Source organism: Mesobacterium hydrothermale (assembly GCF_035818635.1).
GTDB classification, from domain to species: domain Bacteria; phylum Pseudomonadota; class Alphaproteobacteria; order Rhodobacterales; family Rhodobacteraceae; genus Mesobacterium_A; species Mesobacterium_A hydrothermale.
Genome location: NZ_JAYLLH010000024.1, coordinates 1 through 21,647, shown reverse-complemented (window position 1 = coordinate 21,647; position 21,647 = coordinate 1). Strand labels below are relative to the sequence as shown.

The following is a 21,647-nucleotide window of genomic DNA, read 5'->3' as shown; positions in this document are numbered from 1 at the left end:
CAAGAACAAAGGACACACCACGATGTTGAAGAACGATCAGCTTGAACAATGGGACCGCGAAAATTTCTTTCATCCCTCGACCCATCTTGCAGAGTTTGCGCGGGGCAACCTGCCACACCGCGTGGTGACCGGTGGCCAAGGATGCCATATCGAAGACCGTGACGGCAACAGGCTGCTGGATGCCTTTGCCGGGCTCTACTGCGTGAATGTGGGCTACGGTCGTCAGGAGATTGCCGAAGCGATTGCCGATCAGGCCCGCGAACTGGCGTACTACCACGCCTATGTCGGCCATGGGACCGAGGCCAGCATCACACTGGCCAAGATGGTGCTGGACCGCGCCCCCGACCACATGAGCAAGGTCTATTTCGGCCTGTCGGGATCGGACGCCAATGAAACCAACGTCAAGCTGATCTGGTATTACAACAACATCCTTGGCCGGCCGGAGAAAAAGAAGATCATCAGCCGGTGGCGTGGCTATCATGGCTCGGGTCTGATGACCGGGTCGCTGACCGGGCTGGAACTGTTCCACAAGAAATTCGACCTGCCGCTGGCGCAGGTGGTGCACACCGAGGCGCCGTATTACTTCCGCCGGGCGGATACCGACCAGACCGAAGCGCAGTTCGTCGCCCATTGCGTGGCCGAGCTTGAGGCGCTGATCGAACGCGAAGGCGCCGATACCATCGCCGCCTTCATTGGCGAACCGGTGCTGGGCACCGGCGGCATCGTGCCACCGCCCGCGGGCTACTGGCCGGCGATCCAGGCGGTTCTGGACAAGCACGACATCCTGCTGGTCGCGGATGAGGTTGTGACCGGATTTGGCCGGCTGGGCACGATGTTCGGATCGGACCATTACGGAATGAAGCCTGACCTGATCACCATCGCCAAGGGCCTGACCAGCGCCTATGCGCCGCTTTCGGGGTCCATCGTCGGCGACAAGATGTGGAAAGTTCTCGAGCAGGGCACGGATGAAAACGGCCCCATCGGTCACGGCTGGACCTATTCCGCGCATCCGATCGGGGCGGCGGCAGGCGTTGCCAACCTCAAGCTGATCGACGCGTTGAACCTGGTGCAGAACGCGGGCGAAACCGGGGCCTATCTGAACAAGGTGATGGCCGAGGCGGTCGGCCATCACGCCAACGTGGGCGAGGTGCGGGGCGAGGGCATGTTGTGCGCCGTCGAATTCGTGCAGGACCGGGGCAGCCGGACGTTCTTTGATGCCTCGGAAAAGGTGGGGTACCGGATCGCCGCGGCGCTGCTGGAACAGGGGGTGATCGGGCGCGCCATGCCGCAAGGAGATATTCTCGGGTTCGCGCCTCCGTTCTGCCTGACCACGTCAGAGGCCGAAGAGATCGCGGACAAGACCGCCCGGGCGGTTGCCTCGGTCCTGGGGTAAGAGACCGAAAAAGGCGGCCCGTTTCCGGGCCGCCCTTTGGTTGCCGTGCGGACCGGGTTACTTGGTCTTGCAGGTGTTGATGCCCAGCAGCGCATAGGGCGGGCAGCTGCCGATCAGGCCGGTTGCCAGCGGGATGATGCCCAGCAGGTACAGCCAGCTGTAGGCGCCGCCGCCATTCAGGAAATAGCCGGCAATCAGGGCCAGGCCAACGACGATGCGGACAACGCGGTCCACGCTGCCAACGTTCTTCTTAAACATATCGATACTCCCGATATTCCTGGGGAAAAGCCCCCGCTTGATACCCATGCTATACCACGACTCTGACCTGAGTCGTCAGTGACCTTGTCACACTCCTGCGTGGGTTGCGGCAGGAAAGGCGGGTTTGGGCTCAGCTTTCGGCCAGAAGGCGCAGCGCATCGGCATCGCGAATTTGTACGGACCCGCGCTCCAACCGTACCATCCCGCGCCGCGCCAGGGCATCCAGGCGGCGCGACACCACTTCCCGGGCAGAGCCGATGATCACCGCCAGTTCCGCGTGGGTTGCGGTGACAGTGCCGTCTTGCGACCGTTCCAGTAAGGCCTCTGCCAGACGCGCCTCGATCCGCTGAAAGGCAACTTTTTCAATAAGTTGTGTCATGGATTTCATGCGTTGCGCAAAGGCGGAAAAGACAAACCCCCGGAACCCGGCCGAGCGGCCCATCAAGTCAAGGAACAGCGCGCGCGGGATCATGACCAGCCGACAATCGGTCTTGGCAATCGCTTCGCCCGAATAGCAGTCGTCGCCCAAAAGCCCCAGCGTGGACTGCACGCAGCTTTGACCCGGTTCGACGGCATAGAGCAGGATATCGCGCCCCGAGGGGCCGGTCAGGAACACCTCGACGCGGCCGGACAGCACGACGACAAAGCCCGTAACCTCTTCGCCTGGGTGAAACAGCGCAGTGCCCGCGGGAACCGCCATCGGCACCAGCCGGTCAAGCGTGGACGCGGTTGCCGCGTCCAGCCCGGGCAGGCACGCCGAGGCGGCCCAGACCATCAGCCGCGGCCACGTTTTTCGAAGCGCGGCAGCATGGCGGAAAAGTCCATTCCACGGCCGTCTTCGTCTTCGACAAACTGCCGGTAAAGCGCCAACGCGGCGGCTCCCATGGGCGTGTCGGCGTCCACCGCTTCCGCCGCCTGCTGCGACAGGCCCAGGTCCTTCAGCATCAGTTCGGCCGCGAAACCGGGCTTGTAGCCGTTGTCGGCGGGCGTTGTCGGCCCGACGCCGGGCGCCGGGCAATAGGCGTTCATCGTCCAGCTGTAGCCAGACGAGGTGCTGACCACGTCGAACATCTTTTGCCGGTCCAGCCCCAATTTGTCGGCCAGCGCGAAGGCTTCGCAGGTGGCGATCATGGTGACACCCAGGATCATGTTGTTGCAGATTTTGGCCGACTGACCCGCGCCCGCGTCGCCGCAATGCACGGCTTTCTGGCCCATGATGTCGAACAGGGGCCTGGCGGTTTCGAACGCGGCCTCGGGTCCGCCCACCATGAAGGTCAGCGTGCCGTTGGTCGCCCCGCCGACGCCGCCCGACACCGGCGCATCCAGTGCCGAACAGCCCGCGGAGGTCGCCTGGTCGGCCACGGCGCGCGCGCTGTCCACGTCGACGGTGGAACAGTCCAGCAGCACCGCGCCCTTGTCCATTGCAGGGATCACCTGTGCCGCCACCGCGCGCAGGATCGCGCCGTTGGGCAGCATGGTGATGACCACGTCCTGCCCGCTGGCCGCCGCCTCGGCGGTGTCGGCGGTGACAACGCCGTCAACAGTGACGCCCGCGGTGTCGAAGCCCGTCACCTGGTGCCCGGCCTTCACCAGGTTGGCCGCCATCGGCGCACCCATGTTGCCCAGGCCAATGAATCCGATCTTCATGCCCTTGTCCTCCCTTTCAAAACTCAGGCTGTCCTTGCCCAGCGGTCGCAGCATCTTAGACACGTCCACGGCGGGAACGCCATCGGGGCTGTGTTTCCACTGCGGGTTACGGTCCTTGTCGATGATCGCGGCGCGGATCCCTTCAAGGAAATCGCCATGTTCCATTGCCCGGAAGGTAAAGCGGTATTCCAGCTCCAGCGCCTTGCGAATGCTCGGGACGCCCTGCCGCAGCCGGTGGATCATTTCCAGCGCACAGGCCATGGCCAGGGGCGAATTGCGGCTGATCGCCTTGAGCGCCTGCGCCGCCAGTTCGCTGTCGGCGGCGTTCAGCAGGTTCAGCACGTCGGTCAGCGCCTCGCCGGCGAACAGCGCGTTGATCTCGGGCGCCTGGCCTTCCAGCAGCGATCCCGGGGCGGGGTGGGCGGCGGTGGCGATGGCCGCCACGTCGCCGCTGTCGATCAGCCGGGCCTTGAGCTCGTCCCACTCTGCCTCGGGGATGTAGGTGTCGGCAAAGCCGGTGTGGATCGCGTCGCCGGGCCCCATCCGAGACGCGGTCAGGCCCAGGTATTCGCCAAGCCGCCCGGGCGCGCGGGCCAACAGCATCGAGCCACCCACGTCCGGCACAAGCCCGATGCCGCATTCCGGCATGGCAATGCGACTGCTGTCACCGACGATGCGGTGGCTTGCGTGGCACCCGATGCCGACCCCGCCGCCCATGACGAAGCCTTGCAGGAAGCTGACGATGGGCTTTCCATATTCGGACATTTTTGCATTCAGTCGATACTCATCTCGCCAAAATTTTTGTCCATAAGCGAAATTCCCGGCTGTCCCGGTGCGATAAAGCTCGGCAATGTCGCCGCCGGCACAAAACGCCTTTTCGCCCTCGGCGTCGATCATCACAAGCGCGACGGCCGGATCATCGGACCAGCGGTCCAGCGCGGCCTCGATCGCCAGCGCCATGTCATAGGTCAGCGCATTCAGCGCCTTGGGCCGGTTCAGGGTGATGCGGCCCGCACGGCCTTCGGTGCGGATGTGGATGTCGGTCATGGTGTTTGCCTGTCCTCGTGGCCCTTGCGTCGATCAGAGTGGCCCGATCTCAGCCCTTCAGCAAATCCCGCGCCACGATCAGGCGCATGATCTCGTTCGTGCCTTCCAGGATTTCGTGCACGCGCAGGTCGCGGACCAGTTTCTCGATCCCGTAGTCGGACAGGTAGCCATAGCCGCCGTGCAGCTGCAGGCACTGGTTGACGACGTTGGACCCGGCCTCGGTCACGAATTTCTTGGCCATGGCGCAAAACTTGGTGGCATCGGGCGCGCCCTGGTCCAGCTTCCACGCAGCCTGGCGCAGGAAGGTGCGGGCGGCCTGCAGCTCGATCTCTAGATCCGCCAGCCGGAATTGCAGCGCCTGGAACTGGTCGATGGTTTTGCCGAATGCCTTGCGTTCGCCCATATAGGCAATCGTGGCATCGAGCGCCGCCTGCGCGGCCCCCAGCGAACAGGCCGATATGTTCAGCCGTCCGCCGTCCAGCCCCGCCATGGCATAGCGGAAGCCCTTGCCTTCCTCGCCCAGCAGGTTTTCCAGCGGCGCAAAGGCGTCGTCCATCTGCACCTGGCGGGTGGGTTGGGACCGCCAGCCCATCTTTTTCTCAAGCCCGCCAAAGGACAGGCCTTCGGCGCCGTCCTCGATCACCACGGCGGAAATGCCGCGCGGGCTGTCATCTCCGGTGCGGCACATGACGATATAGGCGTCGGAATACCCGCCGCCCGAGATGAAGGCCTTGGTGCCGGTCAGGCGGTAGCCTTCGTTGGTCTTCGACGCCCGTGTCTTCAGCGCGGCGGCGTCCGAGCCCGATCCCGGCTCGGTCAGGCAGTAGGACAGCACCGTGTCCATGCTGATCGCGGGCGTCAGGTAGCGGTCTTTCAGGTCGTCGCTGCCATAGGCGTCCAGCATCCGGGCGCACATGTTGTGGATCGACAGGAAGGACGCGACAGACGGGCAGGCCATCGACAGTGCTTCGAACACCAGCGTGGCATCCAGGCGCGACAGGCCCGCGCCGCCCGATTCTTCGCTGACGTAAAGCCCGCCGAACCCAAGTTCGCCGAACTTGGGCCAAAGGTCCTTGGGGATGATCCCGTCCTCTTCCCACTGCGCGGCAAATGGCGCGATATGGTCCTGCCCGAAGGCATGGGCCATATCGTAAATGGCGGTCTGTTCTTCGCTAAGTGCGAAATCCATCGGCTTCCTCCCAGAGCGTGACGTTCGGCGCATGAATTGAACGCTTGTTCATAATGCCGAAAGTGCCGGGGGATGCAAGGCCGGAACGGGTCAGATCGGCTGACCGACCGTGGCGGTCTTGAAGGCGTAGCTCAGGACTTCGCGCCCGACTTCGGGGTGCCCGCGGCGGGTGAAGCCGTGATAGATGGTTTCGTCGTAACGGTATTCATCCAGCCAGCCCTTGGCGCGCGGCAGGCAGACCGAGGTGATGCCCTTTTCAAAGCACCATTTCGCCAGCCGCACGTCGACGAATTTCTGGCTGTCCTTCATGTAGGCATAGGGCGGCATGTCCGAGCCGCGGATGAAGGAGGTGTTGGTGGCGATCTGGTCGACGATTGTTGGTTTTTCCAGCAACCGGGTGAAGACGAAATTCCGCCGCGACCGCTGGATCACCGTTTCAAGCGGCGAGAAATACTTGAACAGGCGCGACGGCGTCAGGCCGAACCGCGGCTTTTCGTAGATCGACCCGTGATAGCCGCAAAAGGTGCGGTCGGTCGGCAAGGCCTCGATCCGGGCGATCGAGGTCTGCATGTAGTCGGCGGGAAAGATGATGTCATCGTCGACAAAGGCGATCCATTTTGCCTCGGGCGTTTCGACATAGAACTTGCCCACGTCCTTCTGATCGCTGTCCGGGATCACGGCGTTGATCTTGTCCGCCGTTGCGGCCCAGTCGGGGATCGTGTCGTATTCGTTGAACACAAGGTTGATCCGGTCGACCTGGGGCAGCAGGCTGTCCACCACCTGGCGCAGATGCTGACCCCGGGCGGGGTAGGTGGCCATATTCGCGACGATCATGCTGCGCCCTCCGTTTGCTGGCCCTTCCAATGCCCCAGCGCGGGGGAAATGTCACCCCCCGGTGCGTCCGGGTGTCGAGGGTCAAAGCCCGTCGTGGAATTCCTCGATCAGGTGGCGCACCACGGCCTGCATGGCGTGGTCGTGGTCGTCCTCGGCAGCCAGCGCATCGCGATAGACCGCGCGCTGCCGCTGGGCCGAGGTGCCCGACAGCGCGGTGTCGCGGGCGCGTTCGATCTGGGTCAGGCAGCGCAGAACGCCGGCGTCTTCCTCGACCAGGTCGATGATCTCGTCCATCAGTTCGGGGAAGGGCACGATTTCGCCGCGACCGAAGTCGATCATGCCCTCGGTCACGCCATAGCGCTGCGCCCGCCAGCGGTTTTCGCCGACAAGGAAATTGTCGTAGATCCGCCAGCGCTGATTGCGGGTGCGCAACCGCCACAGCATGCGCAGCAGGCACTGGTTCAACGCCGCAAGCGTCAGCGCATCCTCGAGCCGGGGCTGCACGTCCATGATGCGGGTTTCCAGCGTCGGGAACCGGGACGAGGGGCGCAAATCCCACCAGATTTTCGAACTGTCCTCGATCACGCCCAGATCGGTCAGCGCGGCGACCGAGCGTTCGAAATCCTGCCAGGTGTCGAACTGCGGCGGCAGGCCGGTGCGGGGCAGGTTGTCGAAGACGCTGATGCGATAGCTGGCCATGCCGGTGTCGCGGCCCTGCCAGAACGGCGACGACGACGACATCGCCAGAAGGTGCGGCAGGAAATAGGCCATCTGGCGCATCAGGTCGACGCGCAGCGGGTCGTCGCCCAGCCCGACATGCACATGACAGCCGCAGATCAGCAGGCGGCGCACCACGCCGCCCAGGTCGCGGCTCAGGTCGTCATAGCGGTCCTTGCGGGTGTGGTGTTGGTCCTTCCAGTCGGAAAACGGGTGGCACGAGGCGGAGATGGGTGCGAGGTTATGGGTTTTCGCGTGTTTCGACACGGTGCCGCGCAGGCGTTTCAGATCTTCGCGGGCCTGATCGACCCCGGCGCAGACCTTGGTCCCGATCTCGATCTGGCATTGCAGGAATTCGGGGCTGACCTGGCCTTCCAGTTCAGCGGCACAATCCTCCATCAGCCCTTCGGGCGCCTCGCGCAGGGCCAGGCTGTCGAGATCGACCAGAAGGTATTCTTCCTCGATGCCAAGGGTGAAATCGGGTTCGGTCATGGCGTGCCTCCCTGCGCCTGTCGACAGGTATTTGACCCTCTGCGGACACGCCGGGCAAGCCCGCAAAATCACTGGACAGACGCCTTGCGTGGTTCTAATTGCCGCGCCAGCGCACGCGACGGGCAGAGAGTCGGCCCCGCCGGCGCCTTTTCGGACATACCAGATGACCCCTTCGGAGTTTGACTGCATCCGTTGCGGTGCCTGCTGTTTCGGCACCCATGCCAAATATATCGCCCTGTTGCCCGAGGACCGGGACCGCGCCATTCCCGACAGCGCCACGACCTCGGTCGATGGCAAGCGCTACATGTCGATGTGCGGCGGGCATTGCACGCAACTGACGCGAACGGCAGGTGCCGAACTGGTCTGCGCGATCTATAATCGGCGGCCAGAAGCCTGCCGGGCGTTCCGTGCCGGGTCTTTCGAATGCCGAAAGGCACGCCAGCACAGGATACACCTGGCGGACGCGATGCGCCTGCCAGTGACGATACCGCCCGCGATGCCACCACAGCCCGAGCCTTTGGTCGTGGCGCAAGAAACGACGCCCGCGCCCGTCTTCGGGGCGGCCTGGGGTGCGCCGGATCGCGCCGGGGCCTGACGGGCGTTCAGGGGGCCCTGGCGTAGAAGGTCATCAACCGTTTGTCGCGCAGGCCAAGTTCGGCCAGCGCCGCGGTTTCGTCGCGGTGAATGATGGTTGTCAGCATCGGAAGGCTTTCGGCCAGTTGCTGCATCATCCGCGCCATGCCAAAGGCCGTTTCATCGGGGGCGATATACACGCTGATAACCGGGGCGGATGTGTCATTGAAAAGGTCGGCCTTGCGGGTGTTCACCTGCATCATGCCTTTGAAATCTATATCGAATGTGTGGACCTCGCTCAGGTCGATCAGCTGTGATTGACCCGGGGCGAAGTGCGGGTCGCTGCTGTAATCGATCAGGGCCCGCATCATCTGTGCGTTGGTGATCCGCCCGCTGTAGCGCACGATGACAAGATTGTGGTGCGTGTAGATCGTATAGCTGGCGGTCATTCGGATTTGGCCTGGCTCAACAGTGGGGACAGTCTGAACACAACTTAGACGTTAGTTCGCGTCAGTCCACTTTATTCAACTCCAGGCTGAAGCCTTTTCCAGGTGCGACATTCTATCATTCCAGCGCTGGAATGTTTTGCTTGTGTTGACAATGTCCGCCGTCGCATTGCTGCAAACATGAATCCCAATTCAAGGAGTGGACAATGAAAACGTTTTTTAAGCAGATGCTTTTGGCGCTTTCTCTGGTAATTCTGCCGCTGGCGGCTTCGGCAGAGGATGGAAAGCGCGGGTTGTTTGTCAACCTGACCACCGACGACACCTGGTCTGCCGCAAAGGCGATCATGTTCGCGCATCAGAAATCGCTGAAGGGCGGGCACGACACCGCGATTTGGCTGAACGTGCGCGCGGTCTACCTGGCGGACAAGAAACGCCCAAGCAATATCCCCGGCGTGATGGCCGAACAAGGCACCACGATCCAGGATATGCTCAAGGCGTTCATGGCGGACGGCGGTACCGTCCTGATGTGCGCGGCCTGTTCACAGGCGGCGGGGCTGACCAAGGAGGACTATATTGATGGTGTTGTCATGGGCAGTTGGCCCGTGGTCGAAGGCTGGCTGTTCCGCGAGGACATGCAGACCCTGAGCTGGTAAAGCGCCCGCCGACAACGAAAACGCCCCGGTCCTGCGACCGGGGCGTTTTTGTTTTTCAGGGGCAAAACGATCAGTCCATTGCCTTGAAGTTGAACTGGCTGCCTTCCTTGATGCCAGAGAACCACCGCGCGGTGACGGTCTTGGTCTTGGTGTAGAACTTGAAGGCGTCGGGGCCATACTGGTTCAGGTCACCGAAGGCCGACTTCTTCCAGCCGCCGAACGAGTGGTAGGACAGCGGCACCGGGATCGGGAAGTTGATGCCGACCATGCCGACGTTGACCCGGTTGGCAAAATCGCGCGCGGTGTCGCCATCGGCGGTGAAGATCGCGGTGCCGTTGCCATAGGGGTTGTCCATGGTCAGCTTCAGCGCCTCGTCATAGGACTTTGCACGCACCTGGCTCAGGACCGGGCCAAAGATTTCCTCTTTGTAGATGTCCATGTCCGGGGTGACGTTGTCGAACAGGGTCGGGCCGACGAAATAGCCGTCCTCGTAGCCCTGCAGGCTGAAGTCCCGACCGTCGCGGACCAGGGTCGCGCCCTGATCGACGCCGCTGGTGATCAGCGCCTTGATGCGTTCCTGGGCCTGCTTGGTGATGACCGGCCCGTAATCCACGTCTTCGCCCGCGGTGTAGGGGCCGACCTTCAGCTTTTCGATGCGCGGGATCAGGCGTTCGACCAACGCGTCCGCGGTCGCGTCGCCCACTGGCACGGCCACCGAGATCGCCATGCAGCGTTCACCGGCCGCGCCGAAACCGGCACCGACCAGCGCGTCTGCGGCCTTGTCCAGGTCGGCATCGGGCATGATGATCATGTGGTTCTTCGCGCCGCCGAAGCACTGCGCGCGCTTGCCGTTGGAACAGGCACGGCCATAGATATATTGCGCGATCGGGGTCGACCCCACGAAGCCGACAGCGGCGATCGTGTCATTGTCGAGGATCGCGTCCACGGCTTCCTTGTCGCCGTTGACCACTTGCAGCACGCCCTTGGGCAGGCCGGCTTCCTCGATCAGTTCCGCAAGGCGGATCGAGGTCGAGGGGCAGCGTTCGGACGGCTTTAGGATCATGGCGTTGCCGGCGGACAGGGCCGGGCCCATTTTCCACAGCGGGATCATGGCGGGGAAGTTGAAGGGCGTGATGCCCGCAACCACGCCCAGCGGCTGGCGCATGGAATACAGGTCGATGCCCGGGCCACCGTCATTGGTGAATTCGCCCTTGAGCATGTGCGGCGCGCCCATGCAGACCTCGATCACCTCAAGGCCGCGCTGAACGTCCCCGCGGCCATCGGGAATGGTCTTGCCGTGTTCGCGGCTGACCAGCTCTGCCAGTTCTTCCATGTGTTCGTTGATCAGGGCACCGAACTTCATCATCACGCGGGCGCGGCGCTGCGGGTTGGTGGCGGCCCATGCGGGCTGCGCGGCTGCGGCGGCGGCGATGGCGGCGTCCATCTCGTGCTTGCTGGCCAAGGGCACACGCGCCTGAACTTCGCCGGTGGCGGGGTTCATGACATCGCTGAAACGTCCCGACGTGCCTTTGACGTGTTCGCCGTTGATGTAATGTGACAGCTCTTTCATGGGGGCTCCTCCTAGAAACTCTGGCGGCAGATTAGTCTTGCAGAATTGTGCGGAAAAGAGGCAATGTCCCAAAGGTGTTTTGCAATTTTGCAAAGGAAGGCGCGATGACCAACTGGGAAGACATGCGGATCTTCCTGGCCGTGGCCCGGGCCGAGGGTCTGTCATCTGCGGGCCGGGCCTTGCGGATGGATCCGGCCACCGTGGGTCGCCGCATCGCCCGGCTGGAGGCCGCGCTTGGCACGCCGTTGTTCGTGAAGTCGCCGCAGGGATATGCGCTGACGGAACCCGGAAGCCGGATGATGCGCCACGCCGAAGAAGCCGAGCAGGCGATGCAGGCCGCGTCCGAGGCGGTGGCGGGTGCCCCCGGAACGCTGTCCGGGCAGGTGCGGATCGGTGCGCCGGACGGTTGCGCGAATTTCCTTCTGCCGCAGGTCTGTGCGGCCCTGTCCGACGACAACCCCGACCTGGAATTGCAGATCGTGGCGCTGCCCCGCGTAGTAAACCTGTCCAAGCGCGAGGCCGACCTGGCCATCGCGGTCAGCGCGCCCACCGCTGGGCGGCTGACGGTGCAGAAGCTCACCGACTATCGCCTGACACTGGCCGCGACGCGCGGCTATCTCGACCGCCATCCGCCGATCCGCACCTTGGCCGACCTGCGCGCCCACCGGATCGTCGGCTATATTCCCGACATGATCTTCGACAAGGAACTCGACTACCTCGCGCAGCTTGGGTTGGACCGGGTGAATCTTGCGTCGAACTCGGTCGCGGTGCAGTTCCACTGGCTGCGACAGGGGGCGGGGCTGGGGATCGCGCACGCCTTTGCCATGCCGCTGGCGCCCGATCTGGTTCCGGTGCTGCCGGAAACAGTCTCGCTCAACCGCAGCTTTTATCTTGTCCGCCACGCCGATGACCGCCGCTCGGACCGGATGAATCGGCTGATCGAGGCGCTGAGCACCGGATTGCGGCGCGAAGTGCAACGGTTGGAGGCCTTGGTTCAAGGTCTGGCTTGACAGAATGTCGCACCCCCATCACGCTGGGACCGGAGCGAGGACAGCGGGAGGACCGACCGACATGAAAGTAGCACAGATCCTGAAGAGCAAGGCCGACGATACCGTGTTCACCGTCAAGCCGGATGCGACGATCTCTGAGGTGACGCGGATCCTTGCAGAGAAGCGTATCGGGACGGTGGTCGTCTCTCAGGATGGCAAGACACCGGACGGGATCCTGTCAGAGCGCGATATCGTTACGGCATTGTCGCAGACGGGGTCGGGCTGCCTGATCGGAACGGTGGACGATTTCATGACCACCAGGGTGGTGACCTGTTCGCTGGATGCGACCGCTGACCAGATTCTCTCGATGATGACCGAACGCCGCTTCCGTCACATCCCGGTGGTGGAAAACGGCGAAATGGTCGGGCTTATTTCGGTCGGGGACGTCGTCAAGGCCCGCCTGTCAGAGCTTTCGATGGAAAAGGATGCGCTTGAAGGCATGATCATGGGGTTTTAACGACCGGAATGGCCTTGCATTCTGCGGCGCAATAATGTTGCGTGCGCCGCGAATGCGGACCACCACGAAAGGGGCATGCGATGCGCATTGGCCTGTATCCCGGCACTTTTGACCCGATCACCCTGGGCCATATCGACATCATCAGCCGCGCCGCGCTTCTGGTCGACCGGCTGGTGATCGGCGTTGCGATCAACCGCGACAAGGGGCCGTTGTTTTCACTGGAAGAGCGCGTCGCCATGATTGAGGCGGAGTGCGCTGCGCTGTCGGACAAGTCCGGGACAGAGATTGTCGTGCACCCGTTTGAAAACCTGCTGATCGACTGCGCCCGCGATGTCGGCGCATCGCTGATCTTGCGAGGGCTGCGCGCCGTGGCCGATTTCGAATACGAATTCCAGATGGTCGGCATGAACCGTGCGCTGGATTCCAGCATCGAAACGGTTTTCCTGATGGCCGACGCACGGCGGCAGGCGATTGCCTCGAAGCTGGTCAAGGAAATCGCCCGGTTGGGGGGCGATGTCAGCAAGTTCGTGACCCCGCCGGTGCATCAGGCGCTGATCCGGCGCTTTGCTGAAATGGGCTGATCATCCGGCCCTGAAAATGCAAAAGCCGCCCCGAAAGGCGGCTTTGTCGTCAGTATCGCCCGCGTTCAGCGTCCGTAGACGGCGAGATGCGCAACCTTGTCTTCAATCCCCGAAATATCGAGGTCGAGCTTTACATCAAGCGGGAGCGCGCGCAGTTCGTCGCGGGTGCGGGCGAAGGCGCGGCGCTTGGCGATGGCGGTGCTGAAGGTGTTCAAAAAACCCGTCATGTGTCAGATCCTTTCAACGTTCGAGTGGATTACAGGCCGTAGACCGCGCGATACGCCATGCGGCGTGCGTCACCGGGATAGATCCCGAGGTCGTCGGCCACGTCTTTCGGCATGCGCCGGATTTCGTTCACCGTACGGCGGTAGGCTGCGGCTTTTGCCATGCGGCTGCGGAGGTTGGTAAACAGGGTCATCGTTGTCTCCTGTGTGTCTCTGTTTCGTTTCCTTGTAGCGCTAACATAGCAATGCTGCGGCGCAGCACAATTTCCGAAAACGCGAGGTCGCCATGCATATTTTGCAAGGGCTGGGGTCTTGAACCGGCGCGGACACGAACGAAAAAGGCCCCCGGTTCGTACCGAGGGCCAAAGTGTCGTAGTTTTTTCTATTTTTTACAGGAACTTGCCCATATGCGCCGCGGTGTCCAGCATCCGGCAGCTGAACCCCCATTCGTTGTCATACCAGCTGAGGATGCGCACCATCGTGTCGTCCATCACGCGGGTCTGGTCGGTGTGGAACACCGAGGAATGGCTGTCATGGTTGAAGTCGATGCTGACGTTCGGGCGGTCGGTATAGCCCAGGATGCCCTTCAGCGGGCCGTCGGCGGCGGTGCGGATGGCATCGTTGATTTCCTCGGCGGTTGTCGCGTGGCTGGCTTCGAAGGTCAGGTCGACGGCAGAGACGTTGGGTGTCGGCACCCGGATCGCAACGCCATCAAGCTTGCCCTTGAGTTCCGGCAGAACCAGCCCGACGGCCTTGGCCGCCCCGGTTGACGTCGGTACCATGCTGACCGCAGCCGCACGGGCGCGGTACAGGTCGGAATGCAACGTGTCCAGCGTCGGCTGGTCGCCGGTATAGGCGTGAACCGTGGTCATGAAGCCGCGCTTGATGCCGATCGTGTCGTTGAGCACTTTGGCGACCGGCGCCAGGCAGTTGGTGGTGCAAGACGCATTGGAAACGATGATGTGATCGCCGGTCAGCGTTTCGTGGTTCACACCGTAAACCACTGTATTGTCGACACTCTTGCCAGGGGCCGAGATCAGGACCCGGCTGGAGCCGTTGTCGAGATAGGCCTGCGCGGCGTCGCGGCTTTTGAATTTGCCGGTGCATTCCAGCACGATGTCCACGTCGCCCCAGGGCAGGTCGGCGGGGTTGCGTTCCCCGGTGGTGCGGATCTTGCCGCGGCCGGCGTCGATCCATCCGTCACCAAAGCTGACATGATGCGGAAAGCGCCCGTGCACGCTGTCGAATTCCAGCAGGTGGGCGTTGGTCTCGACCGGGCCAAGATCGTTGATCGCGACCACCTCGATATCGGTGCGGCCGGATTCGACCAGGGCGCGCAGGATGTTGCGGCCAATGCGGCCAAAGCCATTGATTGCAACGGTCAGGGTCATGGAAACGGTCCTTTGTCGGTCAAAGCAGAACTGCGGGTAGAATTGTTATCGCTAACAATCAGAGGCTCTGCAAAAAGTCAAGGAGTCTTTCTGCAACGGCAAAGAGAGGTTCTGCGGGCGCGAAGGTGCTAGGCGGTCAGCGCCAGAACGCCATCCATTGCAGCAGATCGTAGAATTTCTTGCCCAGAAACACGAGGTTCTGCCCCTCGAACAATGTCAGGTCGGCGGCGATTCCCGCCACGATCAGAAGGCCCAGCACGATGGCAATGGAATTGGTCATGGCGGTGCTCCGGCCCTTGGTCCGCTTTGGCATTGCGTATCCGCCATGCTGCCGGAAGGCTGCAGAGGTTGCAAGCGGTGCCGGCTGCGCTTTCTGCTTTGCAATCTGGGGCTTTGGCACTAGGGCTGAAATCATGAAGACATTATTTCTGGGCGACGTCGTGGGCCGTGCCGGACGTCAGGCAATTTCTGAAAACCTGCCCCGCCTGCGGGACGAATGGAAACTGGATTTCGTCGTTGTGAACGGCGAAAACGCGTCGAACGGGATGGGGCTGAGCGGCGAACACGCCAAGCTGATCCTGGATGCGGGCGCCGATGTGGTGACGCTGGGCGATCACGCCTTCGACCAGAAGGACATGCTGACCCATATCGAGAAAGAGCCCCGCATCATCCGTCCGCTGAACTTTGCCAAGGGTGCGCCGGGTCGGGGCCACGCACTGTTCAGCGACCGGCGCGGCCGCAAGGTGCTGGTGTTGCAGGTTCTGGGGCAGGTGTTCATGAAACGCGCCTTTGACGATCCGTTCTCGGCGGTCGATGCGGTCTTGCGCGCGCATCCGCTGGGTGGGCAGGCGAAGATGATCCTTGTCGATGTGCATTGCGAAGCAACCAGCGAAAAGATGGGCATGGGCCATTTCTGCGACGGTCGCGCCAGCCTTGTCGTCGGCACCCATACGCATGTGCCGACGGGCGACGCACAGATCCTGCCCGGCGGTACGGCGTTCCAGTCCGACGCGGGCATGTGCGGCGACTACAATTCTGTCATTGGCATGGAAAAAACCGAACCGATGCGCCGCTTTGTGACCGGCATGGCCAAGGGCCGTTTCCAGCCAGCCTTGGGAGAGGCAACGCTGTCCGGGGTCTATGTCGAAACCGACGACCGTACCGGCAAGGCAACAACCGTCAAGATGATCCGCCTTGGCGGTCGGCTGGAGCAATCCACGCCATGACACGGACACCGGTATTGCTGGCGCTGCTGGTGGTGGCCGGGGCCGCCTGGGGTGCGTCGCAGCCCTTGACCAAGACCGCGGTCAGCGAAGGCTACCGCCATTTCGGTCTGCTGTTCTGGCAACTGACGCTGGGGGCCGCGTTCCTGGGAGCGGTCATGGCAGCGACTCGCCGCCGTCTGCCGCTGGCGCCCCGCTACCTTGGTTTCTATGCGCTGATCGCGTTGATCGGCACGATCGTCCCCGGCATCGTCTATTACAACACCGCGCGGCACCTGCCGGCGGGGATCCTGTCGATCCTGCTGAGTTCCATTCCGATGCTGTCCTTTCCGTTGGCGCTGGCGATGGGCAACGACCATTTCCGCTGGCGTCGGGTGATCGGCCTGTGGCTGGGGTTTGCCGGGGTGCTGATGCTGGCGCTGCCCGATGCCACGTTGCCCGACCCGGCACAGTCGGTGTGGATCCCCATCGCGTTGCTGTCCTCGGCCTGCTACGCCATCGAAGGCAACATCGTTGCGCGCTGGGGCACGATGGGGCTGGGGTCTGTTCAGGTCTTGACTGGCGCGTCGCTTGTGGGGGCGCTGCTGACACTGCCGATGGCGCTGGCGTCGGGTCAGTTCATCGACCCGCGTGGCCCCTGGGGGGCACCCGACTATGCGCTGATTGCCTCGTCCGTGCTGCATGTGCTGGCCTATACGATGTATGTCTGGCTGGTGGGGGTGGCCGGATCGGTCTTCGCCGTGCAGGTCAGCTATCTTGTCACGTTGTTCGGCCTTGTTTGGTCGATGATCTTCCTGAACGAAGCGTATGCGGGGCCAGTCTGGCTGTCGCTGCTGCTCATGTTGGCAGGACTGTTCTTTGTGCAGCCGCGCCCGCGTGCCGCGCTTGTCAGTGCCGCGCCGCTGGGACAAAATTCCCCCTGACCCGCGATCCCGAAGGACATCATGAACCTGTTTGAACTCAGTCAAAACGGCCAGGCCGCTGTCACATTGCTGACCGTGGTCGCGATGTTTGTGCTGTTCGTGCGCGAAGCCTACCCGACAGAGGTGGTCGCCATCGGTGGGGTCGCGGTGCTTCTGGTGCTGGGTATCCTGCCGTATGATGCGGCGCTGAACGTGCTGTCGAACCCTGCACCCTGGACTATTGCCGCGATGTTCCTGGTCATGGGGGCGTTGGTGCGGACAGGTGCGCTTGATGCCTTCACCAACTTTGCCCAGGATCAGGTTCAGCGCCGCCCGCGTCGGGCGGTTGCGGGGATCATGGTGGTGGTCATCGTGGCGTCGGCCTTCATGAACAACACACCGGTTGTTGTGGTGATGCTGCCAATCTTCGTGCAGATCGCCAAGGTTCTGGGGGTGCAACCGTCGAAACTTCTGATCCCGCTCAGCTATGCGTCGATTCTGGGCGGAACCACGACGCTGATCGGGACCTCGACCAACCTGCTGGTCGACGGTGTTGCCCGCGGTCAGGGGCTGGAACCGTTCACAATCTTCGAGGTTACGCCGCTGGCGCTGATCCTTGTGGCCTGGGGGATGGCCTATCTGGCGTTGTTCGGGCGGTTCCTGCTGCCAGAACGCAGCAGCATAGCGGGGATGCTGTCCGACAGATCGCGGATGAAGTTCTTTACCGAGGCGGTGATCCCGCCCGAATCCAACCTGATCGGACGAGAAGTTCTGGGCGTGCAGTTGTTCAAGCGCGAAGGGGTTCGCCTGATCGACGTGATCCGCGGCGATGAATCACTGCGCCGCAACCTGTCCGACGTGAAGCTGCAAGTGGGCGACGTGGTGGTTCTGCGGACCCAGATGACCGAACTGCTCAGCCTGCAACGCAACAAGGAACTGAAGCGCGTCGACCAGTTGTCGGCCAAGGAAACCACCACGGTCGAGGTGCTGATCACGCCGGGCTGCAAGATGGTGGGCCGCAGTCTTGGCGCGCTGCGCCTGCGGCGCCGGTTCGGGGTTTATACACTGGCCGTGCACCGCCGGAATCAGAACATCGGCCGCCAGTTGGACGAACTCGTGGTGCGCGTCGGCGACACGCTGCTGCTGGAGGGCGCGTCGGAAGACATCAAGCGGCTGGCCGATGAAATGGACCTTGTCGACGTCAGCCATCCCTCTGCGCGCGCCTTTCGTCGCGGCCATGCGCCCATCGCGCTTGGGGCGCTGGCCGGGATCGTGGTGCTGTCTGCGCTTGGCGTGGCGCCGATTCTGGCGCTGGCGGTCGTTGCCGTGGCCGCCGTGCTGTTGACCCGCTGCATCGACGCGGACGAAGCTTTTTCGTTTATCGAAGGCCGCCTTCTTGCGTTGATCTTCGCCATGCTTGCCGTCGGCGCCGCGCTGGAGGCATCGGGCGCCGTTGCCTTGCTGGTGGGCTGGATCGCACCGTTGATGGCGGTGCTGCCCGGGCCGGTGCTGATCTGGGCGGTGTTTTTGTTGACCTCGGTCCTGACCGAGGCGGTCAGCAACAATGCCGTGGCGGTTGTGGTCACGCCTATTGCCATCGGACTGGCCCAGGCGCTGGGCGTCGATCCACGCCCACTGGTGGTGGCGGTGATGGTCGCGGCGTCCTGTTCGTTTGCCACGCCCATCGGCTACCAGACCAACACGCTGGTCTATGGGCCCGGCGGCTATCGGTTTTCGGATTTCCTCAAGGTCGGTGTGCCGCTGAACCTGTTGATCGGGCTGCTGTCGGCGCTGCTGATCCCGTTGTTCTGGCCGCTTTGACCGTCACGCGCAGGGCGCCTGGGCCTCAGCCAAAACGCTGCACGAAGTTCCGCAACACGACTTCTGGCCAGACCACGTTCGACGCGCGGCACATGTCGATCAGCGTTTCTGCCTCGTCTGGGTGGAAATAGCCCTTGTGGCGATAAATGCGGATACGGGTTTCGAACCCCGCCGCGTCGGCCTCGGGGTGGAACTGGGTGGCGTAGACGTTCGACTTGTAGCGGATCATCTGGAAAGGGCAGGGACCCGACCGCACCAGGTGCACCGCCCCCCCGGGCAAGTGCTGCACCGCTTCCTTGTGGCCTACGAAGGCGTCGAACCGGTCGGGCAGCCCGTCCAGCATCGGGTCATCGGCCGCCTTGGTGCAGGTGACAGCACCCACCGGCTCGCCAAAAGCCTTCTTTGACACCTCGGCGCCAAGGTGATGCGCCAGGATTCCGATGCCATAGCAGCATCCCATGAAGGGCACATCCCGATCGGTGATGCGCGGCATCAGGCCCAGGATTTCAGCCTCGATCCGGGCCTCGACCGGGTCTTTGGTTTCGGGCGCGTCAGATACGCAGCCCGGCCCACCGCCAACGATCACCCCGGCATAGCTGGCCGGATCCAGGTCGGCCGGCAGCGGTGTCTGATCCAGCCGGATGCGCTCCACGCGATCTTCGGTCAGACCGCCCTTGCGCAGGAAAGCCGCGTATTCGTCGTCTGACGCCTCGGTCTCGGGGCGCAGTTGCAGGATCAGGAACCGTTTCATGCTGCCGCTTTAGCGTGGCTTCGCGCGCCGCGCCAGTCCCTGACGCGCCGCAAGGCTTGCCCTTGTCAGGGCGCCTGCCGTATAGAGACGCCGGATTCACACAATCAAAGAACAGGGGTCACCATGGCCGGCCATTCCAAATGGGCAAACATCCAGCACCGCAAGGGCCGTCAGGACAAGATCCGGGCCAAGATCTTTTCGAAGCTGTCGAAGGAAATCACCATCGCGGCAAAGATGGGTGATCCCGACCCGGACAAGAACCCGCGCCTGCGCCTCGCGGTGAAAGAAGCCCGCGGGCAGTCCATGCCGAAAGACAACATCGAACGCGCGATCAAGAAGGCCGTCGGCGGCGACGGTGAGGATTACGAAGAAATCCGCTATGAAGGCTACGGCCCGAACGGCGTGGCCGTGATTGTCGAGGCGATGACCGACAACCGCAACCGTACCGCGTCTAATGTGCGGTCGACCTTCACCAAGAACGGCGGCAACCTTGGCGAAACCGGCTCGGTCGGCTTCATGTTCGAGCGCAAGGGCGAAATCGTCTATCCCGCTGACGCCGGCGATGCCGATACGATCATGATGGCCGCGATCGAGGCCGGTGCCGAAGACGTCGAAAGCGGCGAGGACGGTCACACCATCTGGTGCGCCGACACCGATCTGAACGATGTGTCCACCGCGCTGGAAGCAGAGCTCGGCGAATCGGAATCGACCAGGCTGGCCTGGAAGCCCACCACCACGACGGAACTTGACCTTGCGGGAATGCAGTCGCTGATGAAGCTGGTCGAGGCGCTGGAAGACGACGACGACGTGCAGCGCGTCACCACGAATTTCGAAGCCTCGGACGAGGTCATGGCGCAGCTGTAAACCAGCCCTTCGAACACCCATGAAAGGCCCGCAAACTGCGGGCCTTTTTCTGTGTACGCCGCGGCTTTTGACCCCTTCGTCCCGGTCCTGCCGATCAGTTCGCCATCCAGTCCGGGACACGGCCGATAGCCAATCCCGGCGCTTGTCTTCTTCTGGCTGAAAATATCCCGGGGGGTGTGGGGGGCTGGCCCCCCACCTGTGTTGCGGTGCGGGGGCTGGCCGCCGCTCCGGTTACCCGCGCGGCTTGGTCGGGTTGCGATAGGTCATCCGACGCACCGACCCGGTCTTGGACCGCATCAGCAGCGTTTCGGTGGTCAGCCAGCCGACCTCGTCGCGCTTGATTCCGGGCAAGAGCGAGCCGCTGGTAACGCCCGTGGCGGCAAAGATGACATCTTCGGTGACCATTTCGTCGCGGGTATAGATCTTGTCCAGGTCGGTGATCCCGGCCTTGGCGGCGCGGCCGCGCTCGTCATCGTTGCGGAACAGCAGCTTGCCCTGGATCTGCCCACCCATGCATTTCAGTGCCGAGGCCGCCAGAACGCCTTCGGGCGCACCGCCGGACCCCATGTACATGTCGATCCCGGTCAGATGCGGTTCGGCGCAGTGCATGACGCCGGCCACGTCGCCATCGGTGATCAGGCGGATCGCGGCGCCGGTGGCGCGCACTTCGTCGATCAGGTCTTCGTGGCGGGGGCGTTCAAGGATGCAAACGGTAATGTCAGACGGCAGGCAGCCCTTGGCAGTGGCGAGCGCGGACACGCGCGTCGCCGGCGGCATGTCCAACGATACGATGCCTTCGGGGTAGCCCGGGCCAATTGCCAGCTTTTCCATGTAGACGTCCGGTGCGTGCAGCATCGACCCGCGCGGCCCCATCGAGATCACGGTCAGCGCGTTGGGCATGTCCTTGGCGGTCAGCGTTGTGCCTTCCAGCGGGTCCAGCGCGATGTCCACGCCCGGACCATTGCCGGTGCCCACCTCTTCACCGATATAGAGCATCGGGGCTTCGTCACGTTCCCCTTCACCGATGACGACCACGCCCTTGATGTCGAGCTTGTTCAGTTCAGTCCGCATCGCGTTCACGGCGGCCTGGTCGGCGGCCTTTTCATCGCCGCGCCCAATCAGCTTGGCGCTGGCGATCGCCGCCTGTTCGGCCACGCGGGCCAAGCCCAGCGACAGCATACGATCGTCGAAAATGGAGGGGGTGCTCATGTCCAGTTCCTGAAATTGGTTATTGTTGCGTTAGTCCTATCGCGGTTGCGGGGCTGGCCACAACCTCTTTGCGTTGGCTGAGGGGGCTGATGGACCGTTTGGCCCGGTATCGCCACGAGGGTGCGCGCGAAACCGGGCCGCCCGTTCCTGGGGCCCGCGACACGGACAAACCGGAAAGACAGTTGCGCCGCGCGGGACAGGGGCGGCGCAGATCAGAACAGGGGAACCCAACGAAACGGACAAAAGCGTGGGTCACCCCTGACTTTCCTCATGCAGCGGACCTAGTGGATTGATCGCGACAAACGAGTCCGAATTGGGATTCCCATTTGGTGCTGGCCGTGCGAGTCATGCTGATG

The 21,647-nt window shown here is 63.1% G+C and carries 24 protein-coding genes and 1 pseudogene; 10 read left to right on the top strand and 15 right to left on the bottom strand.

Annotated elements, in window-relative coordinates:
• Positions 1-22: 22 nt before the first annotated feature.
• Positions 23-1,393 carry an aspartate aminotransferase family protein gene (locus VK792_RS14765; protein ID WP_326298403.1) on the top strand — a complete coding sequence of 457 codons (1,371 nt, stop codon included), beginning with the start codon at positions 23-25 and terminating at the stop codon, positions 1,391-1,393.
• Between the two features lie 57 nt (positions 1,394-1,450).
• Here VK792_RS14765 and VK792_RS14760 read toward each other — a convergent pair whose 3' ends face one another.
• The 7 genes and pseudogenes from VK792_RS14760 to VK792_RS14730 form a co-directional block, all read right to left on the bottom strand.
• Positions 1,451-1,651, bottom strand: a complete 201-nt coding sequence (locus VK792_RS14760; protein WP_326298401.1) for a YgaP family membrane protein — start codon at positions 1,649-1,651, stop codon at positions 1,451-1,453.
• A 130-nt stretch (positions 1,652-1,781) separates the two neighbouring features.
• Entirely contained in the window at positions 1,782-2,426 is a 645-nt protein-coding gene (locus VK792_RS14755) for a Crp/Fnr family transcriptional regulator (protein ID WP_326298400.1), read from the bottom strand.
• Positions 2,426-3,298, bottom strand: coding sequence for a 3-hydroxyisobutyrate dehydrogenase (gene mmsB, locus VK792_RS14750; RefSeq protein ID WP_326298476.1), 873 nt, complete (start codon positions 3,296-3,298; stop codon positions 2,426-2,428). Before mmsB ends, VK792_RS14755 begins: the two co-directional genes overlap by 1 nt.
• Positions 3,299-3,331: 33 nt before the next feature.
• Positions 3,332-4,345: pseudogene (locus tag VK792_RS14745) on the bottom strand (enoyl-CoA hydratase/isomerase family protein); the annotation flags it as partial.
• A gap of 49 nt (positions 4,346-4,394) precedes the next feature.
• Positions 4,395-5,534, bottom strand: a complete 1,140-nt coding sequence (locus VK792_RS14740; protein WP_326298398.1) for an acyl-CoA dehydrogenase family protein — start codon at positions 5,532-5,534, stop codon at positions 4,395-4,397.
• A 90-nt stretch (positions 5,535-5,624) separates the two neighbouring features.
• The gene (locus tag VK792_RS14735; RefSeq protein ID WP_326298396.1) at positions 5,625-6,368 is read right to left on the bottom strand and encodes a hypothetical protein; all 744 of its coding nucleotides are present in this window, start codon (positions 6,366-6,368) and stop codon (positions 5,625-5,627) included.
• Positions 6,369-6,449: 81 nt separating this feature from the next.
• Positions 6,450-7,577 (bottom strand): carboxylate-amine ligase, encoded by a 1,128-nt coding sequence (locus VK792_RS14730; protein WP_326298395.1) that lies wholly within the window; start codon positions 7,575-7,577, stop codon positions 6,450-6,452.
• A gap of 163 nt (positions 7,578-7,740) precedes the next feature.
• Between VK792_RS14730 and VK792_RS14725 the strand changes: the two genes are divergently transcribed.
• Complete coding sequence (locus VK792_RS14725) at positions 7,741-8,172, top strand: YkgJ family cysteine cluster protein (RefSeq protein ID WP_326298393.1); 432 nt, start codon at positions 7,741-7,743, stop codon at positions 8,170-8,172.
• A gap of 7 nt (positions 8,173-8,179) precedes the next feature.
• On the opposite strand, the gene VK792_RS14720 is transcribed toward VK792_RS14725, so the two are convergent.
• Positions 8,180-8,599: a hypothetical protein gene (locus VK792_RS14720; protein ID WP_326298391.1), complete on the bottom strand. Its 420-nt coding sequence runs from the start codon at positions 8,597-8,599 to the stop codon at positions 8,180-8,182.
• Positions 8,600-8,802: 203 nt separating this feature from the next.
• On the opposite strand from VK792_RS14720, the gene VK792_RS14715 reads away from it, so the two are divergent.
• Positions 8,803-9,249, top strand: a complete 447-nt coding sequence (locus VK792_RS14715) for a DsrE family protein (RefSeq protein ID WP_326298390.1) — start codon at positions 8,803-8,805, stop codon at positions 9,247-9,249.
• A 70-nt stretch (positions 9,250-9,319) separates the two neighbouring features.
• Here the strand turns inward: VK792_RS14715 and VK792_RS14710 are convergent, their stop codons facing one another.
• A complete protein-coding gene (locus VK792_RS14710; RefSeq protein WP_326298388.1) occupies positions 9,320-10,819 on the bottom strand; it encodes a CoA-acylating methylmalonate-semialdehyde dehydrogenase in 1,500 nt (499 codons plus the stop codon).
• Positions 10,820-10,923: 104 nt separating this feature from the next.
• On the opposite strand from VK792_RS14710, the gene VK792_RS14705 reads away from it, so the two are divergent.
• The 3 genes from VK792_RS14705 (at position 10,924) to coaD (ending at position 12,906) form a co-directional block, all read left to right on the top strand.
• Complete coding sequence (locus VK792_RS14705; protein WP_326298386.1) at positions 10,924-11,829, top strand: LysR family transcriptional regulator; 906 nt, start codon at positions 10,924-10,926, stop codon at positions 11,827-11,829.
• A 61-nt stretch (positions 11,830-11,890) separates the two neighbouring features.
• On the top strand, positions 11,891-12,325 hold the full coding sequence (locus tag VK792_RS14700; protein WP_326298385.1) for a CBS domain-containing protein: 435 nt from the start codon (positions 11,891-11,893) through the stop codon (positions 12,323-12,325).
• 80 nt (positions 12,326-12,405) lie between these two features.
• Positions 12,406-12,906, top strand: a complete 501-nt coding sequence (gene coaD, locus VK792_RS14695; protein WP_326298383.1) for a pantetheine-phosphate adenylyltransferase — start codon at positions 12,406-12,408, stop codon at positions 12,904-12,906.
• Positions 12,907-12,971: 65 nt separating this feature from the next.
• On the opposite strand, the gene VK792_RS14690 is transcribed toward coaD, so the two are convergent.
• The 4 genes from VK792_RS14690 to VK792_RS14675 form a co-directional block, all read right to left on the bottom strand.
• The gene (locus VK792_RS14690; protein ID WP_326298381.1) at positions 12,972-13,133 is read right to left on the bottom strand and encodes a hypothetical protein; all 162 of its coding nucleotides are present in this window, start codon (positions 13,131-13,133) and stop codon (positions 12,972-12,974) included.
• 29 nt (positions 13,134-13,162) lie between these two features.
• Positions 13,163-13,324: a DUF1127 domain-containing protein gene (locus VK792_RS14685; RefSeq protein ID WP_326298379.1), complete on the bottom strand. Its 162-nt coding sequence runs from the start codon at positions 13,322-13,324 to the stop codon at positions 13,163-13,165.
• 195 nt (positions 13,325-13,519) lie between these two features.
• Complete coding sequence (gene gap, locus VK792_RS14680) at positions 13,520-14,521, bottom strand: type I glyceraldehyde-3-phosphate dehydrogenase (RefSeq protein WP_326298377.1); 1,002 nt, start codon at positions 14,519-14,521, stop codon at positions 13,520-13,522.
• A 136-nt stretch (positions 14,522-14,657) separates the two neighbouring features.
• Positions 14,658-14,801, bottom strand: coding sequence for a hypothetical protein (locus tag VK792_RS14675; RefSeq protein WP_326298375.1), 144 nt, complete (start codon positions 14,799-14,801; stop codon positions 14,658-14,660).
• A 133-nt stretch (positions 14,802-14,934) separates the two neighbouring features.
• Between VK792_RS14675 and VK792_RS14670 the strand changes: the two genes are divergently transcribed.
• From VK792_RS14670 to VK792_RS14660, 3 genes are read left to right on the top strand one after another with little or no spacing between them, the layout of a single operon-like run.
• The gene (locus VK792_RS14670; RefSeq protein WP_326298374.1) at positions 14,935-15,747 is read left to right on the top strand and encodes a TIGR00282 family metallophosphoesterase; all 813 of its coding nucleotides are present in this window, start codon (positions 14,935-14,937) and stop codon (positions 15,745-15,747) included.
• Complete coding sequence (locus tag VK792_RS14665; protein ID WP_326298372.1) at positions 15,744-16,667, top strand: DMT family transporter; 924 nt, start codon at positions 15,744-15,746, stop codon at positions 16,665-16,667. The genes VK792_RS14670 and VK792_RS14665 overlap by 4 nt, the downstream gene beginning before the upstream one ends.
• A gap of 21 nt (positions 16,668-16,688) precedes the next feature.
• Positions 16,689-18,467 carry an SLC13 family permease gene (locus VK792_RS14660; RefSeq protein ID WP_326298370.1) on the top strand — a complete coding sequence of 593 codons (1,779 nt, stop codon included), beginning with the start codon at positions 16,689-16,691 and terminating at the stop codon, positions 18,465-18,467.
• 25 nt (positions 18,468-18,492) lie between these two features.
• Here the strand turns inward: VK792_RS14660 and VK792_RS14655 are convergent, their stop codons facing one another.
• A complete protein-coding gene (locus tag VK792_RS14655) occupies positions 18,493-19,218 on the bottom strand; it encodes a glutamine amidotransferase (protein ID WP_326298368.1) in 726 nt (241 codons plus the stop codon).
• 123 nt (positions 19,219-19,341) lie between these two features.
• Between VK792_RS14655 and VK792_RS14650 the strand changes: the two genes are divergently transcribed.
• Positions 19,342-20,082 (top strand): YebC/PmpR family DNA-binding transcriptional regulator, encoded by a 741-nt coding sequence (locus VK792_RS14650; protein ID WP_326298366.1) that lies wholly within the window; start codon positions 19,342-19,344, stop codon positions 20,080-20,082.
• A gap of 231 nt (positions 20,083-20,313) precedes the next feature.
• Here VK792_RS14650 and glpX read toward each other — a convergent pair whose 3' ends face one another.
• Positions 20,314-21,291: a class II fructose-bisphosphatase gene (gene glpX / locus VK792_RS14645; RefSeq protein ID WP_326298364.1), complete on the bottom strand. Its 978-nt coding sequence runs from the start codon at positions 21,289-21,291 to the stop codon at positions 20,314-20,316.
• Positions 21,292-21,647 lie beyond the last annotated feature (356 nt).

What these genes read in the sequence shown, in the direction of transcription:
- mmsB (WP_326298476.1), bottom strand. Translation starts at nt 3,298, where the DNA reads ATGAAGATCGGATTCATTGGCCTGGGCAACATGGGTGCGCCGATGGCG.
- VK792_RS14705 (WP_326298386.1), top strand. Translation starts at nt 10,924, where the DNA reads ATGACCAACTGGGAAGACATGCGGATCTTCCTGGCCGTGGCCCGGGCC.
- VK792_RS14710 (WP_326298388.1), bottom strand. Translation starts at nt 10,819, where the DNA reads ATGAAAGAGCTGTCACATTACATCAACGGCGAACACGTCAAAGGCACG.
- VK792_RS14765 (WP_326298403.1), top strand. Translation starts at nt 23, where the DNA reads ATGTTGAAGAACGATCAGCTTGAACAATGGGACCGCGAAAATTTCTTT.
- VK792_RS14690 (WP_326298381.1), bottom strand. Translation starts at nt 13,133, where the DNA reads ATGACGGGTTTTTTGAACACCTTCAGCACCGCCATCGCCAAGCGCCGC.
- VK792_RS14735 (WP_326298396.1), bottom strand. Translation starts at nt 6,368, where the DNA reads ATGATCGTCGCGAATATGGCCACCTACCCCGCCCGGGGTCAGCATCTG.
- VK792_RS14665 (WP_326298372.1), top strand. Translation starts at nt 15,744, where the DNA reads ATGACACGGACACCGGTATTGCTGGCGCTGCTGGTGGTGGCCGGGGCC.
- coaD (WP_326298383.1), top strand. Translation starts at nt 12,406, where the DNA reads ATGCGCATTGGCCTGTATCCCGGCACTTTTGACCCGATCACCCTGGGC.
- VK792_RS14670 (WP_326298374.1), top strand. Translation starts at nt 14,935, where the DNA reads ATGAAGACATTATTTCTGGGCGACGTCGTGGGCCGTGCCGGACGTCAG.
- VK792_RS14740 (WP_326298398.1), bottom strand. Translation starts at nt 5,534, where the DNA reads ATGGATTTCGCACTTAGCGAAGAACAGACCGCCATTTACGATATGGCC.
- VK792_RS14725 (WP_326298393.1), top strand. Translation starts at nt 7,741, where the DNA reads ATGACCCCTTCGGAGTTTGACTGCATCCGTTGCGGTGCCTGCTGTTTC.
- VK792_RS14660 (WP_326298370.1), top strand. Translation starts at nt 16,689, where the DNA reads ATGAACCTGTTTGAACTCAGTCAAAACGGCCAGGCCGCTGTCACATTG.
- VK792_RS14755 (WP_326298400.1), bottom strand. Translation starts at nt 2,426, where the DNA reads ATGGTCTGGGCCGCCTCGGCGTGCCTGCCCGGGCTGGACGCGGCAACC.
- VK792_RS14685 (WP_326298379.1), bottom strand. Translation starts at nt 13,324, where the DNA reads ATGACCCTGTTTACCAACCTCCGCAGCCGCATGGCAAAAGCCGCAGCC.
- gap (WP_326298377.1), bottom strand. Translation starts at nt 14,521, where the DNA reads ATGACCCTGACCGTTGCAATCAATGGCTTTGGCCGCATTGGCCGCAAC.
- VK792_RS14650 (WP_326298366.1), top strand. Translation starts at nt 19,342, where the DNA reads ATGGCCGGCCATTCCAAATGGGCAAACATCCAGCACCGCAAGGGCCGT.
- VK792_RS14760 (WP_326298401.1), bottom strand. Translation starts at nt 1,651, where the DNA reads ATGTTTAAGAAGAACGTTGGCAGCGTGGACCGCGTTGTCCGCATCGTC.
- VK792_RS14720 (WP_326298391.1), bottom strand. Translation starts at nt 8,599, where the DNA reads ATGACCGCCAGCTATACGATCTACACGCACCACAATCTTGTCATCGTG.
- VK792_RS14675 (WP_326298375.1), bottom strand. Translation starts at nt 14,801, where the DNA reads ATGACCAATTCCATTGCCATCGTGCTGGGCCTTCTGATCGTGGCGGGA.
- VK792_RS14715 (WP_326298390.1), top strand. Translation starts at nt 8,803, where the DNA reads ATGAAAACGTTTTTTAAGCAGATGCTTTTGGCGCTTTCTCTGGTAATT.
- glpX (WP_326298364.1), bottom strand. Translation starts at nt 21,291, where the DNA reads ATGAGCACCCCCTCCATTTTCGACGATCGTATGCTGTCGCTGGGCTTG.
- VK792_RS14730 (WP_326298395.1), bottom strand. Translation starts at nt 7,577, where the DNA reads ATGACCGAACCCGATTTCACCCTTGGCATCGAGGAAGAATACCTTCTG.
- VK792_RS14655 (WP_326298368.1), bottom strand. Translation starts at nt 19,218, where the DNA reads ATGAAACGGTTCCTGATCCTGCAACTGCGCCCCGAGACCGAGGCGTCA.
- VK792_RS14700 (WP_326298385.1), top strand. Translation starts at nt 11,891, where the DNA reads ATGAAAGTAGCACAGATCCTGAAGAGCAAGGCCGACGATACCGTGTTC.